Annotated in this window: 9 protein-coding genes and 1 other RNA gene; 5 read left to right on the top strand and 5 right to left on the bottom strand. The window is 61.9% G+C overall.

All coding sequences use genetic code 11. The features are described 5' to 3' along the window. Positions 1-440: 440 nt before the first annotated feature. The 5 genes from ssrA to ompA all read right to left on the bottom strand — a co-directional run bounded on the left by ssrA (position 441) and on the right by ompA (position 6,854). Positions 441-821: a transfer-messenger RNA gene (gene ssrA / locus RC54_RS19555) on the bottom strand. Between the two features lie 174 nt (positions 822-995). Continuing rightward, entirely contained in the window at positions 996-4,397 is a 3,402-nt protein-coding gene (locus tag RC54_RS19550; protein ID WP_061788707.1) for a DUF748 domain-containing protein, read from the bottom strand. A gap of 223 nt (positions 4,398-4,620) precedes the next feature. Next, complete coding sequence (locus tag RC54_RS19545) at positions 4,621-5,277, bottom strand: HAD family hydrolase (protein WP_058896560.1); 657 nt, start codon at positions 5,275-5,277, stop codon at positions 4,621-4,623. Between the two features lie 88 nt (positions 5,278-5,365). Continuing rightward, positions 5,366-6,091: a bifunctional 2-polyprenyl-6-hydroxyphenol methylase/3-demethylubiquinol 3-O-methyltransferase UbiG gene (gene ubiG / locus RC54_RS19540; protein ID WP_061788708.1), complete on the bottom strand. Its 726-nt coding sequence runs from the start codon at positions 6,089-6,091 to the stop codon at positions 5,366-5,368. 148 nt (positions 6,092-6,239) lie between these two features. Beyond that, the gene (gene ompA / locus RC54_RS19535; protein ID WP_061788709.1) at positions 6,240-6,854 is read right to left on the bottom strand and encodes an outer membrane protein OmpA; all 615 of its coding nucleotides are present in this window, start codon (positions 6,852-6,854) and stop codon (positions 6,240-6,242) included. 117 nt (positions 6,855-6,971) lie between these two features. Between ompA and RC54_RS25450 the strand changes: the two genes are divergently transcribed. The 5 genes from RC54_RS25450 to RC54_RS25800 all read left to right on the top strand — a co-directional run bounded on the left by RC54_RS25450 (position 6,972) and on the right by RC54_RS25800 (position 13,560). Continuing rightward, positions 6,972-7,259, top strand: coding sequence for a hypothetical protein (locus RC54_RS25450; protein ID WP_156425871.1), 288 nt, complete (start codon positions 6,972-6,974; stop codon positions 7,257-7,259). Between the two features lie 353 nt (positions 7,260-7,612). After that, a complete protein-coding gene (gene gyrA, locus RC54_RS19530; RefSeq protein WP_061788710.1) occupies positions 7,613-10,258 on the top strand; it encodes a DNA gyrase subunit A in 2,646 nt (881 codons plus the stop codon). Between the two features lie 58 nt (positions 10,259-10,316). Next, the gene (serC, locus tag RC54_RS19525) at positions 10,317-11,429 is read left to right on the top strand and encodes a 3-phosphoserine/phosphohydroxythreonine transaminase (RefSeq protein ID WP_061788711.1); all 1,113 of its coding nucleotides are present in this window, start codon (positions 10,317-10,319) and stop codon (positions 11,427-11,429) included. A gap of 130 nt (positions 11,430-11,559) precedes the next feature. Continuing rightward, the gene (pheA, locus tag RC54_RS19520; protein ID WP_058896555.1) at positions 11,560-12,633 is read left to right on the top strand and encodes a prephenate dehydratase; all 1,074 of its coding nucleotides are present in this window, start codon (positions 11,560-11,562) and stop codon (positions 12,631-12,633) included. Positions 12,634-12,672: 39 nt separating this feature from the next. Next, entirely contained in the window at positions 12,673-13,560 is an 888-nt protein-coding gene (locus RC54_RS25800; RefSeq protein ID WP_174526050.1) for a prephenate dehydrogenase, read from the top strand. Positions 13,561-13,582: the final 22 nt, after the last annotated feature.

Here is a 13,582-nt window from a genome sequence, read left to right as displayed (position 1 = left end):
CTAACTAATTAGCAGGCAATTTTTGTATTGGATTTCTCGCATGGGAGGCTGATCAGGGGGCGGTAGCCATTGCTACGGCGTGAGTGAGAAAAGTCTTACTGGCTGACGCCAGCGATGCGGTGAAGCGGATGTCAGTGAGGTGAAGAACCTTAAGATATTGGAACAAGAAACACGAGGCTGAAGAAGTGATGTGCTGGACGCGATCTCGCCAAAAAATGGTGAGCGCATCGGCGCTATTTCAAGTTGGCTTGGACTGAAGAAACGGGCAGATCAGATGACCATGGGTTCGCGCCGCTCCGTGAGTTGCGTCAAGACCTCGGCGAGCCCCAAAGAACACAGATGTCAACGAACTCGCTTGGACGCAATAAACAAAAAACCCGCTATCTCCTGGGAGAAAAGCGGGTTTTCTAGATGTCCCTGGACTTCAAAGGACAGATATTTGGTGGAGCCGGCGGGAATCGAACCCGCGTCCAGAAGCACTCTACAGACAGTTCTACATGCGTAGTGCAGCCAATTGGTTTTAATCCTGGCGACGCGGACGCACACGCTTCGACAGGACGAGTTACCTTGGATTTAATGACGTATGAAGTAACCCCATACGCCACGATTCCCTGTAAATGACTCTACCGCTGTTGCCAGCACACCCCAGGGAAGAAGTGCTGTAGAGCTAGAAGTTTCTTAGGTTTCTAGGTGCGATTTACGCTGCGAGAGCGTAAGATTCGTCGTTTGCATTTAAGCAGTTCCGGATGGATTAACGAGGTAACCAGTCCTCGGCATGCCCTGTTCCGCTTTGCAACCCCTGTCGAAACCAAGTCGGCCCCGTGGTGTTGAAGCTTCGCAAATCCCGCTGGGCGCGTGAACTTGCGTATTACGCTGGCCTCTCGCAGAGCTTCCTGAAGAGGCGCCCGCTTGATCGGCGGGAGGTCGATTATAACCTACTCCCTACTGTATGGGCAGCGCCTGGCTTTTCAAGGCTGGCCTGTGCGGCCTTTGCCTCACTGTATCGTCAGATCGACCCGTGCCTTCGGCTCCTGGGCCGGCAGGCCAGCGCCATCCAGCTTGGGCGCGATCAGGAAGATACGCGCCGGTTCGATGATGCTTTGTTCCTGTAAATAATTTCGCACCTGGTCGGCACGCCGCTGGGCCAGGTTGCGCAGGTCGTCCTGGGTGATGTCGGTGTGCTCCAGGATCATCTTTTCCATCTCGGCCTCAGGCAGCGACTTGGTCAGGCCGATCATGTTGCGCGGCTTGTCGAACGTGCTGTCCTTGTAGACCCGCTCCAGGTACTTGCCGCGCTCGGCCGCGGAGATGCGTACCGGGCCGGAGGGCTGACCTTCCTTGGCGATCAGGTCGGCGCGCTTCAAGCCGCGCATCTTGCGCTCCAGCGCTTCACGACGCAGACCCTGGTCGTCGACCTGCGGATCGACGCGGCCAGTGATGTCGAGCTTGATGCCGGGGCGTTCATGCAGGGCGTAACCGAGTGCGTCGAGCTTCTTGCGCACCTCGTCGTCGATCTCGGAAGAGCCGGGGGCGAAGGCGATGTAATGCAGGTCGCCAATGTGTTCGTCAGCGCGGAACATCGAGCCGATCAAGGCGAAGGGCGAGGTGACGGCCTTGACGATGAGGTTGACGAATACGCGCACGATGATGCCGCCCACCGAAAACTCCGGGTCGGAGAGCGAGCCCGAGATCGGCAGGTTCAGGTTGATGTTGCCCTCCCTGTCCTTGAGCAGCGATACCGCCAACATCACCGGTAGATTGGTGGCGTTGGGGCTATCCACGCGTTCACCGAAGGTGAGCTGTTCGATGCGCAGGTCGTTCTGGGCGACCAGCTTGTCGTTTTCGATCTTGTATTGCACGTCCATGGACAGCTTGCCCTTGGTGATCGGATAGCCGGCGTACTTGGCCGAGTAGGGCGTCAGGCGCGGCAGCTGTACGCCATTGGCGCTGGCCTTCAGGTCCAGGTACATGGGCTTGAACAGGGGGTTGAGCGCACCCGAGATCTGTAGCGGGGCGTCGTTGTCGATCTTGCCGCTGATGTTGACCGGTGCCGGTTGCGGTTTTTCCGAGGAAATCTGGCCGATGGTGCCGGCCAGGCCCGTCATGTTGGCCGTGTAGTTGGGTTTGACGAAGTTGTCGGTGTAGTTGATGTTGCCGCCTTGCAGTACGACCTGGCCGACTTGCACGATGGGGGTGTCGGCCGTTGGTGCCGCGCTGGTGAGCGCTGCGGTCGAGGTGGTCTTGCGCGTGTTGCTGGCGGTATTCGCCGGCGCTTCCTTGCTCCCCTTCTTGTCGTCCGTGATCGAACCCTGTTGCTGGGCATCGGCCACCACGATGTCTTGCAGGTTCAGGCGACCCTGCTCGGAGAGGATGGCGCGCGCGTAGAAGTTGGCTAGCGTGACTTTCTCCAGCGATACCTGGGGCCGTCCGCCCAGGCGCGCCTGGATGCCGGCCAGCTCCAGCGTGCGCCAGCGCAGGAAGTCGGTGCCGGTGCGCTTGTCCTGCATTCGCAGGTTGGTGACGGCGGCGCTGCCCTTGTAGTCCAGCGCCAGCTTGCGTTCTTGCAGTGGCGGTGTGATGGCCAGCTTGCCCTTGGCACTGGCCAGGCCGCTGCTGATGGTGACGTTGAGCACGTTGCTGAAGTAATGCTGGAAGGGTGTGATGGGCAAGTCCTTGATGTCCAGCTCCAGCTCCACGTTCTTGAAGTGCGGGGCGGCGTGGCCGCTCAGTTCGGCGCTGCCGTTCTGGTCGAAGCGCGCCTGCAGCTTGAAGGGGATGGCCTGGTCCAGCGTATCGCTGAGCGTGGGGGCCTGCAGCGACAGCGATGACAGGCTCAAGGGTTGGGCGCCCTGGCCGGGCGGGTTCAGGCGCAGGTCGGCCAGTTGCACGCTGCTGTCGTCGAGCTTGAGATGGTCTTCACGCAGTTGCAGGGTGGTCTTGCCGGAGAGCTTGCCGGACAGGTCGGTGATGGGCGCACGCGCCAGGTAGTTCTGGTAGCCCGCCAGGTCCACGCCGTCCAGCGTGATCTTGCCTGCCAGCGTCGGTTTGAGGGGTTGCAGTTGACCATCGAAGCCCAGCTTGCCGTGGCCGTTTTCCACGGCCGACAGGGTCAGGCGCGCCGGCTGTGCATCGGCGGCGGTGGAAAGTTGGGCGGCGTTGAGTTCGACCTTGCTGAGCTTGATGGTTTGCGCGGGGGCGGCATTGGCTTCGTCGCGCCAGTTGATTTCACCACCGTGCAGGTTCAGTTGTTGCAGGACGATGGCCGCGGCTGGCGTTGTTGCGGCAGGGGTGGTGGCCTTGGAGGGAGCACTGCTGGCGCGCTTGCTAGCGGGTTTGGTGGGGCTGGCAAAGGCGCGCACCCAGTTGAGCTCGCCACGGGCATTCATGCTGGCCCAGACTTGCGGTTGCTCCAGCGTGAGCTGGCTGACTTCACCGCTGGCGGCCAGCAGGTCGAATTGCTTCAACTGCAGGGCCAGCGACTTGGCCTTGAGCAGGGGGGCGCGGGTCTTGTCTTGCAGGGCGATGTCATCCAGGCGGATGTCGCCGGCCAGGGTCACGGTGGGCTTGGCATCCTTGCGCGTGAAACCCAGGTCCAGTCGGGTGCTCAGCTTGGCGCTCTGGATCGCCACCGGCAGCTCGGCCGGGACGAAGGGCAGGTAGCTCACCAGGTCCAGTTGATCGATATCGATGGCAAAGGCCGATTCCTGCGAGGCAGTGAAGGGTTTGCTGCGGCCTTTCAGGTGTAGCGGCGTGCCATTGATGATGGCCGACAGTTGCGGCTGGACATAGCTGTCGATATTGCCGGGCAGGTTGGAGATGAAGGGCAGGCCCACTTGCAGTGCGGCGATGTCGATGTTCTTGCCGCTGACCTTGTCTTCGAAATGGATTGCGCCATCTTGCAATTGCACATTGGCCAGCGAGAAGCGCGCCTGGCCTTCGCTCTTGGGTTGCGCGGCCAGGCGGTCGAGGATGTCGGAGAAATTGTAGTGGCCGATGCCATCGGCATCGAGCCGCACCAGGTGCAGTTGCGGTGTGGTCAGCTTGATTTCATCCAGCACCGGTGCCAGGCGCAGCAGCGAGGCCGAGGACAGGTCGGCCAGCAAGCCCTGGGTGCTGAAGAAGGGGCGCTTGCCATCGGCTTCGTAGAGTGTGATGTCGGAGGCGCGCAGGGCCAGCTTGAAGGGGTTGAAGCTGATCTGGCCGATCTCCAGCTTGCGGCCGATCTGGGCCTGGGTCTGGTCGATGGCGATCTTGCGCACCAGCGCCGGCAGCGCGGCCCAACTCAATGCGGCCAGGGTCAGCAGGACTGCCACGGTCCAGGCCAGCCAGCGCAGCGGTCGACGCAGGCGTTGCCATGTGGGGTGTTGGGTCAGTGCGGCGATGCCCGGCTTGCTCATTATGGTTTCCCTTGTCGGTGCCGGTCCGTCCTGGCGCAATGGCTGCGCAGGTGGCCGGTTCTGATTGTGATGGTAGGTGGGGCGGTGGCACGCCTATCCTGGCGGATGGATGCCGGTCTGCCGCCATTCTAATGCGCAGCGCCTTGGCTGTAACGCCGGGCTGCGCGGGAGTAGGAGGGGAAAGTCGCGCTCAAGTTTCCACGAGGGTGCGCGCAGAGGGCAATCAGGCCAGCAGCGTCAGGATCTGCAGCGGCTCATGCAGCAGCGCATCGGCTTGCCAGCCGGCCGGCTCGGTGTGGCCGCAATAGCCCCAGGCGGCGGCGATGGTGGGCATGTCGGCGGCGCGTCCGGCCTGGATGTCGCGCAGGTCGTCGCCGACGTACCAGCAGTCTGCGGCAGGCAGTTGCAGGCGTCGCGCGGCTTCCAGCAGGGGCGCTGGGTGCGGCTTGGAATGCGGGGTGGTGTCGCCGGAGACGATGCAGCCGGCATGTCCCAGGCCGATCTGCGGCGCCAGCACATCAGTGAAGCGCGCCGCCTTATTGGTGACGATGCCCCAGGCGATGCCGCGTGCTTCCAGTTGCGCCAGCAGTTCCGGGATGCCGTCGAAGAGGCGGCTGTGGGTGGTCATGTTGGCTTGGTAGCGGTCCAGGAAACGCACGCGCAAAGCTTCATATTCTTCGTCGCCCGGATGGATGCCCAGCGCTGCACCGATCAGCCCACGGGCACCGGCCGAGGCGACCGGGCGTAAGTTTTCATAGGGGGCATTTTCCAGGCCCCGTTCGTGGCGCAGGAAGTTGGCGGCGGCCGCCAGGTCGGGGGCGGTATCGGCAAGGGTGCCGTCGAGGTCGAACAGGATTGCGCGCGGAGGGCGTAGTGGCATGGTGTGTCAGTGCTGTGGAGAAAAACGCCGCAGCGCGGGGCTGCGGCGGCGAGCGGTAGGGGCCTCGGCGGTCGGGCTGGGCGCAGGCTCAGGCCAGCTTGGTACAGGCCACCAGGTAATTGACGCTGGTGTCTTCGTTGAGTGAATAGATCTTGGTCAGCGGGTTGTAGCCCATGCCCTTGAAGGCATCGATCTGCAGGCCGGCCTCACGGGTGTAGTGCGCCAGCTCGGCCGGGGTGATGAACTTGGCGTAATCGTGCGTACCCTTGGGCAGCAGGCGCAGCACGTATTCGGCGCCGATGATGGCCATCAGGTAGGACTTCATGTTGCGGTTCAGGGTCGAGAAGAACAGCTTGCCGCCCGGCTTGGCCAGGGTGGCAGCGGCGCGCACGATGGCGGCCGGATCGGGTACGTGTTCCAGCATTTCCATGCAGGTCACCACGTCATACTGGCCGGCTTCGCGCGCGGCCATGTCTTCGGCGGCGATCTTTTCGTAGCGCACCTGTACGCCCGACTCCATGCTGTGCAGGTCGGCCACTTTCAGGGCCTTGTCGGAGAGGTCGATGCCGGTAACATCCGCGCCTTTCCTGGCCATGGATTCGGCCAGGATGCCGCCGCCGCAGCCGATGTCGATCACCTTCTTGCCGGCCAGCGGGGCACGGGCATTGATCCACTCCAGGCGCAGCGGGTTGATTTCGTGCAGGGGACGGAATTCGGAACCCGGGTCCCACCAGCGATGGGCCAGTTCACTGAATTTCTGGATCTCTTGGGGATCGGCGTTCATGGTCGCATTGGTCGCGTTGGTCATATTCATGGGGCCTAATGATAGCCCAAACCGGCAGGGGCGGTCAGGCGCGCCAGATCAATACGCAGTGCAAAAGAGCGCTGAGGCGCAAACGCATCGACAATAAAAAAACCCCGCCGAAGCGGGGTTCTTGGTAGAGCCTTGTAGCGTCAATCGATTACTTGCGGGTGCCCACAACTTCGATTTCCACGCGACGGTTCTTGGCGCGGCCAGCAGCGGTCTTGTTGTCAGCGACCGGTTGCGACTTGCCCTTGCCTTCGGTGTAGACGCGGTTGGCTTCAACGCCCTTGGAGACCAGGTAAGCCTTGACGGATTCAGCACGACGAACCGACAGCTTCTGGTTGTAGGCGACGGAGCCGATCGAGTCGGTGTGGCCGACGGCGATGATGACTTCCAGGTTGATCGACTTCAGGTTGCCAACCAGTTCATCCAGCTTGGCCTTGCCAGCCGGCTTCAGGGTTGCCTTGTCGAAATCGAAGAAAGCGTCAGCAGCGTAGGTGACCTTTTCGGAGGTCGGAGCAGCGACAGGAGCCGGAGCAGGAGCGGGAGCAGCAGCGGCAACCGGAGCCGGGGCCGGCGGTTCTTCGCAAGGACCGTTGGCGAAGGCGGTTTGCCAGCACAGACCGTAACCGCTGCGGGTAACGACGTCACGACCATCTTGCAGGTACAGGCTGCCCGGACGAACCTTGATGTCCTTGGTTTCCTGAGCGGTGGCAGACAGAGCGATGGCTGCGGACGCAGCAGCGAAGACGAGTTTTGCTAATTTGTTCATGTTTCTCCTCTCGGGTGAGATATCCGCAGATAAACTGCGCTACAAGATTACGACATCAAAAAATGAATAATATCATGTGTTCAGGTCGTCACTGGCCCTTGTTCCATGGGGCTAGTAATGAACTTAGCCGCCATTCTGCCACACGGATTGCCCTTCAGCGATGCTTGCCAATTGGTCCAGACAACGTTTTTGGGACTGTGTTGTTTCTTCGCAACGGGATATTTTCGGGCTGTTTTTGTTCCGTTGCAGCAGAAAAAAGCCGGGTTTTTTCAAGAAAATCCTTATATTTCATACGGTTCGCTCATTTTCACGTCGGCAAGTAGTTGCCATTTTCTCTGCGGCATTGTGCGTTGCACTGGCCTCATGTTTTTCCTGATGGCGGAGAAAAGAAAATGCCGTGCATAAAAATTTCCACTCATTTGCACTTTGTTATCGCTCCGAGAGCTCGGGAAATCGATGCCGGACAGTGCGCGCCTTAGTTGCCCATGTGCAGCTTGTCCTCTCGGGCTGGCAGCTTGTCGCCTCTAATATATATAGCGAGTCGTCGCGCACGGCCTGCCACTCTCACATGCTGGGACTGCATTGCCAGCCTTTGTCGCGATGCTGCTGCAGCCCGAAGCGAGCCGTTGCCGGGGCGATGAGGGCGTTTGACGGGCTTTTGACCTTCTTGGCGTGCTAGAATGCACCGTTCTGATCAGTCCAAGGGCCACGCCCGCCCGGCACGCTTTTCTGGCCGGGAAACATCTTTCGACTCTCCAATGGATCAATTCGCTAAAGAAACCATCCCCATTTCCCTCGAAGAAGAGATGCGCAAGAGTTACCTCGATTACGCCATGAGCGTGATCGTGGGTCGGGCACTGCCGGATGTGCGCGATGGCTTGAAGCCGGTGCACCGCCGCGTGCTGTATGCGATGCACGAGATGAACAACGTCTGGAACCGCCCGTTCGTGAAGTGCGCGCGCGTGGTCGGCGAAGTCATGGGTAAGTACCACCCGCACGGCGACGCCTCCATCTATGACACCCTGGTGCGCATGGCTCAGGACTTCTCGTTGCGCTATACCCTGGTCGATGGCCAGGGCAACTTCGGTTCCATCGACGGCGACGGTGCGGCTGCGATGCGTTACACCGAGTGCCGCCTGGACAAGATTTCCAACGAATTGCTGGCCGATATCGAGAAGGAAACCGTCGATTTCGTGCCCAACTACGACGGCAAGGAAAAGGAACCCTCGGTCCTGCCGACCCGTATCCCCAACCTGCTGGTCAACGGCTCCTCCGGCATCGCCGTGGGCATGGCCACCAACATTCCGCCGCACAACATCACCGAAGTGATCAACGGCGCGCTGCACCTGCTGGCCAATGAACATTGCACCATCGATGAACTCATCGAGCTGGTGCCGGCGCCGGACTTCCCGACCGGCGGCATCATCTATGGTGTCTCGGGCGTGCGCGATGGTTACCGCACCGGCCGTGGCCGCGTGGTCATGCGCGCCAAGACACACTTCGAGGAATATGGCCGCGAAGGCCGTATCGCCATCATCGTCGATGAGCTGCCCTACCAGGTCAACAAGAAGGCGCTGCTCGAACGCATCGCCGAGCTGGTGCGCGACAAGAAGCTCGAAGGCATCTCCGACCTGCGCGACGAATCCGATAAGTCGGGTATGCGCGTGGTCATCGAATTGAAGCGCGGTGAAGTGCCGGAAGTGGTGCTCAACAATCTGTACAAGCAGACCCAGTTGCAAGACACCTTCGGCATGAACATGGTGGCGCTGGTCGATGGCCAGCCGCGCCTGTTGAACCTGAAGCAGTTGCTGGAATGCTTCCTGTCGCACCGCCGCGAAGTGGTCACCCGCCGCACCGTGTTCGAACTGCGCAAGGCGCGCGAACGCGGCCACGTGCTCGAAGGCCTGGCTGTGGCACTGGCCAACATCGATGACTTCATCGCCATCATCCGTGCCGCACCGACCCCGCCGATCGCCAAGGCCGAGCTGATGTCGAAATCCTGGGATTCGTCCATGGTGCGCGAGATGCTGGCCCGCGCCGGCGAAGCCAACGAAGGCGGCATCGAAGCCTTCCGCCCGGAAAGCCTGCCGGCCCATTACGGCATCCAGTCCGACGGCCTCTACAAGCTCTCCGACGAACAGGCTCAGGAAATCCTGCAGATGCGTCTGCAACGCCTGACCGGTCTGGAGCAGGACAAGATCGTCAATGAATACAAGGACGTGATGGCGCAGATCGCCGACCTGCTGGATATCCTGTCCAAGCCGGCCCGCGTGACGGCCATCATCATCGACGAACTCAACGCAGCCAAGAACGACTTCGGCATCGGCGCCAAGGACGAGCGTCGCTCCACCATCGAGCACAACGCCACCGACCTGGCTACCGAAGACCTGATCACGCCGCAGGACATGGTGGTCACGCTCTCGCACACCGGCTACATGAAGTCGCAGCCGGTCTCCGAGTATCGCGCGCAAAAGCGCGGCGGTCGCGGCAAGCAAGCCATGGCGACCAAGGATGACGACTGGATCGACCAGCTCTTCATCGCCAACACGCACGACTACATCCTGTGCTTCTCCAACCGTGGCCGCCTGTACTGGCTGAAGGTCTGGGAAGTGCCGCAGGGTTCGCGCAATTCGCGCGGCAAGCCCATCGTCAACATGTTCCCGCTGCAGGATGGCGAAAAGATCACGGTGATCCTGCCGGTGTCGGGCGCCAACCGCAGCTTCCCGGATGACCGCTACGTCTTCATGGCCACCAGCCTGGGAACGGTCAAGAAGACGCCGCTGTCTGACTTCTCCAATCCGCGCAAGGCCGGCATCATCGCGGTCGACCTGGATGAAGGCGACTTCCTGATCGGTGCCGCGCTGACCGATGGACAGCATGACGTGATGCTGTTCTCGGATGGCGGCAAGGCCGTACGCTTCGATGAAAACGATGTGCGTCCGATGGGCCGTACCGCCCGTGGCGTGCGCGGCATGAACCTGGAAGAAACGCAGCAGGTCATCGCCCTGCTGGTGGCTGAAAACGAGCAGCAGTCGGTGCTCACCGCCACCGAAAACGGCTTCGGCAAGCGTACTCCGATCACCGAGTACACCCGCCATGGCCGTGGCACCAAGGGCATGATCGCGATCCAGACCAGCGAGCGCAACGGTAAGGTCGTGGCCGCCACCCTGGTGGACTCCAGCGATGAGATCATGCTGATCACCACCGGTGGCGTGCTGATCCGCACCCGCGTTTCCGAGATTCGCGAGATGGGTCGCGCCACCCAAGGTGTGACCCTGATAGCAGTGGAAGACGGCACCAAGCTGTCCGGCCTGCAGCGCGTGGTTGAGTCCGATGTGGAAGACGTGATCGAAAGCGAAGGTACCGAGGCCGCCGGCGGTGAGACACCTGCCGCTGGCGAGTGAAGCAAGTCCAGGGCGGTGGGCAACGCGCCTGCCGCCTTTTTTGATGGCGAACGCAGAAATGGTCTATAACTTTTCCGCCGGTCCGGCGGTATTGCCCAAGGAAGTGCTGCAACAGGCAGCCGACGAGATGCTGGACTGGCATGGCAGTGGCATGTCGGTCATGGAGATGAGCCATCGCGGCAAGGAATACATGTCCATCATCGAGGCCGCGCTGGCTGACGTGCGCGCGCTGATGAACATTCCTTCCAACTACAAGGTGCTGTTCCTGCAGGGCGGGGCCATCGCCGAGAACGCCATCATCCCGATGAACCTGGCGGCGTTGCGTTCGCCCGCAGGAAAGCATGAAGCCGGTGTGGCCGACTACATCAACACCGGTTCCTGGTCGACCAAGTCGATCAAGGAAGCGGGGCGCTACTGCACTGTGAACGTGGCGGCCTCCTCGGCCGACCGCAAGTTCGCCAGCATCCCGGCGCGCGCTGACTGGAAGCTCTCGCGCAATGCGGCCTATGTGCATATCTGCAGCAACGAGACCATCGACGGCGTCGAATACCAGTACACCCCCGAGGTCGCTGCCGACACCGACGGCGCACCGCTGGTGGCCGACATGTCCTCGCACATCCTCTCACGCGAGGTGGATGTGTCGAAATATGGCGTCATCTACGGCGGCGCCCAGAAGAACATCGGCCCGGCCGGTGTGACTATCGTCATCGTGCGCGAAGACCTGCTGGGTCACGCACTGCCGTTCTGCCCCTCGGCCTTCGACTGGAAGACCGTGGCCGACCACGACTCCATGTACAACACCCCGCCGACCTATGCGATCTACATCGCCGGCCTGGTGTTCCAGTGGATCAAGCGCCAGGGTGGCGTGGCTGCGCTGGAAGCGCGCAACATCGCCAAGGCCGAGCTGCTCTACGGCTACCTGGACAGCACCGATTTCTACAGCAACCGGATCGCAGCGGATTGCCGTTCCCGCATGAACGTGCCGTTCTTCCTGCGCGACGAGTCGCTCAATGACACCTTCCTGGCCGGCGCCAAAGAGCGCGGCCTGCTGCAGCTGAAAGGCCACAAGTCGGTCGGCGGTATGCGAGCATCGATCTACAACGCGATGCCGATCGAGGGCGTACAGGCCCTGGTCGATTACCTGAAAGACTTCGAACGGCAGCACGGCTGAGGCTGTACCTCCCCGGGCGCGTTGCCCGTGCGGTGCTGGTCTTCTGCCACGCCCTGCCAACGCCACGCCAAACAGCGCCGCAGGCCGGTCTTTGCGCCGGGCTGCGGCGTGCAGATACTGAAAGAGCAAGATGAGTGACGACAAGTTGCTGCCCCTGCGCCAGAAGATCGATGCTATCGATGCGCAGATCCTCGACCTGCTGAACCAGCGCGCCCGCGTCGCGCAGGAAGTGGGCCACGTCAAGGCCGAGACCAATGCCCCGGTGTTCCGCCCCGAGCGCGAAGCCCAGGTGCTGCGCCGTGCTGCCGACCGCAATCCCGGTCCCTTGCTGGGCACCGATATCCAGACCATCTTCCGCGAAGTGATGTCGGCCTGCCGTGCGCTGGAAAAGCGCGTGACGGTGGCCTACCTCGGCCCCGAAGGCACCTTCAGCGAACAGGCGGTGTACCAGCAGTTCGGCCATGCCATCTCGGGCTTGCCCTGCGTTTCGATTGATGAAGTGTTCCGCGATGCCGAAGCCGGTACCGCCGATTTCGGCGTGGTGCCCATCGAGAATTCGTCCGAAGGCGTGATCAATCGCACCCTGGACCTGCTGCTGCAGACCACCCTGACCATCAGCGGCGAAGTGGCCATTCCAGTGCATCACAGCTTGATGACCGCCAGCGGCAAGATGGAGGGCATCACCCGCATCTGTGCCCACTCGCAGGCCCTGGCTCAGTGCAATGCATGGCTCAATATGAATTATCCTGCCATCGAACGCCAGGCGGTGGCCTCCAACGCCGAGGCAGCCCGCATGGCAGGTGAAGATAATAGTGTGGCAGCCATAGCCGGCGAGATCGCCGGCCAGAAGTACAGCCTGCAAACCGTCAATGCCCACATCCAGGACGACCCGCACAACCGCACCCGCTTTGCCGTGATCGGCCGTCTGCGCACGGCGCCTTCAGGCCGCGACCAGACTTCCATCGTGCTGTCGGTGCCCAACAAGGCCGGTGCGGTCTATAATCTGCTGGCGCCGCTGGCGCGCCATGGGGTGTCGATGACGCGCTTCGAATCGCGCCCGGCCCGCATGGGGGCGTGGGAATACTATTTCTACGTCGACCTCGAAGGCCATGAGCAAGATGAAAAGGTCGCCAAGGCGCTGGAAGAACTGCGCCAGAACGCTGCCTTCTTCAAGCTGCTGGGCTCTTATCCGCTGGGCCTGTAAGCGCCCGTGGTCCTGACATCCTTCAAGGCAGAGTCCAACGTGTTCAAGAAAGTCGTCATCTTCGGTGTGGGTCTGATCGGCGGCTCGTTCGCCCTGGCGCTGCGTCGCGCCGGTCAGGTTGCGCACATCGTCGGCGTGGGTCGTTCCGTGCAGAGCCTGGAGCGGGCACGCGAACTGGGCATCATTGATGCCTTCGCCACCGATGTGGCCGCGGCCGTGGCCGGCGCCGACCTGATCCTGGTGGCCGCGCCCGTGGCGCAGACCGAATCCATCCTCGCCTCGATCGCGCCGCACCTGGGCGAGCAAGCCATCGTCACCGATGCCGGCAGCACCAAGAGCGACGTGGTGGCCGCCGCCCGCAAGGCGCTGGGTGCACGCATTGCCCAATTCGTTCCGGCCCATCCGATTGCCGGGCGCGAAAAGCACGGGCCGGAAGCGGCTCTGGCCGAACTGTATGAAGGCAAGAAGGTGGTCATCACCGCCTTGCCCGAGAACACGGAGGCCGATGTGGAAACCGTGGCCGCGGCTTGGCGGGCCTGCGGTGCGGTCATCCATCGTCTTTCGGCGCAGCAGCATGATGCGGTGTTCGCCTCGGTGAGCCATCTGCCGCACGTGCTGGCCTTTGCGCTGGTGGACGACATCGCCGCCAAGCCCCATGCCGAGACACTGTTCCAGTATGCGGCCAGCGGTTTTCGTGACTTCACCCGGATTGCCGCGTCCTCGCCGGAGATGTGGCGCGACATCACCCTGGCCAACCGCGCTGCGCTGCTCACCGAAGTCGACGCTTACCTGGTGCAATTGCAGGGCATCCGGGAGATGATTGCCGCTGGCGACGGCGCGGCCATCGAGCAGGTATATGCCAATGCCCAGCACGCCAGGCTGCAATGGGCGGCGGCCATCGAAGCGGCCGAGCGCAAGGCTTGCTGAACCCTTATTCCCGGCAATGATG

The sequence above is a fragment of the Herbaspirillum rubrisubalbicans genome, assembly GCF_003719195.1.
In the GTDB taxonomy this organism is placed as follows: Bacteria; Pseudomonadota; Gammaproteobacteria; order Burkholderiales; family Burkholderiaceae_D; genus Herbaspirillum; species Herbaspirillum rubrisubalbicans.
Note: the sequence above shows the minus strand (reverse complement) of the source record. Positions and strands in the feature narration are given on the sequence as shown.

Bases quoted from the DNA above. Each gene is read 5' to 3' on its own strand.
- RC54_RS19550 (WP_061788707.1), bottom strand. From the start codon at position 4,397: ATGAGCAAGCCGGGCATCGCCGCACTGACCCAACACCCCACATGGCAA.
- RC54_RS19545 (WP_058896560.1), bottom strand. From the start codon at position 5,277: ATGCCACTACGCCCTCCGCGCGCAATCCTGTTCGACCTCGACGGCACC.
- ubiG (WP_061788708.1), bottom strand. From the start codon at position 6,091: ATGAATATGACCAACGCGACCAATGCGACCATGAACGCCGATCCCCAA.
- ompA (WP_061788709.1), bottom strand. From the start codon at position 6,854: ATGAACAAATTAGCAAAACTCGTCTTCGCTGCTGCGTCCGCAGCCATC.
- RC54_RS25450 (WP_156425871.1), top strand. From the start codon at position 6,972: ATGAACTTAGCCGCCATTCTGCCACACGGATTGCCCTTCAGCGATGCT.
- gyrA (WP_061788710.1), top strand. From the start codon at position 7,613: ATGGATCAATTCGCTAAAGAAACCATCCCCATTTCCCTCGAAGAAGAG.
- serC (WP_061788711.1), top strand. From the start codon at position 10,317: ATGGTCTATAACTTTTCCGCCGGTCCGGCGGTATTGCCCAAGGAAGTG.
- pheA (WP_058896555.1), top strand. From the start codon at position 11,560: ATGAGTGACGACAAGTTGCTGCCCCTGCGCCAGAAGATCGATGCTATC.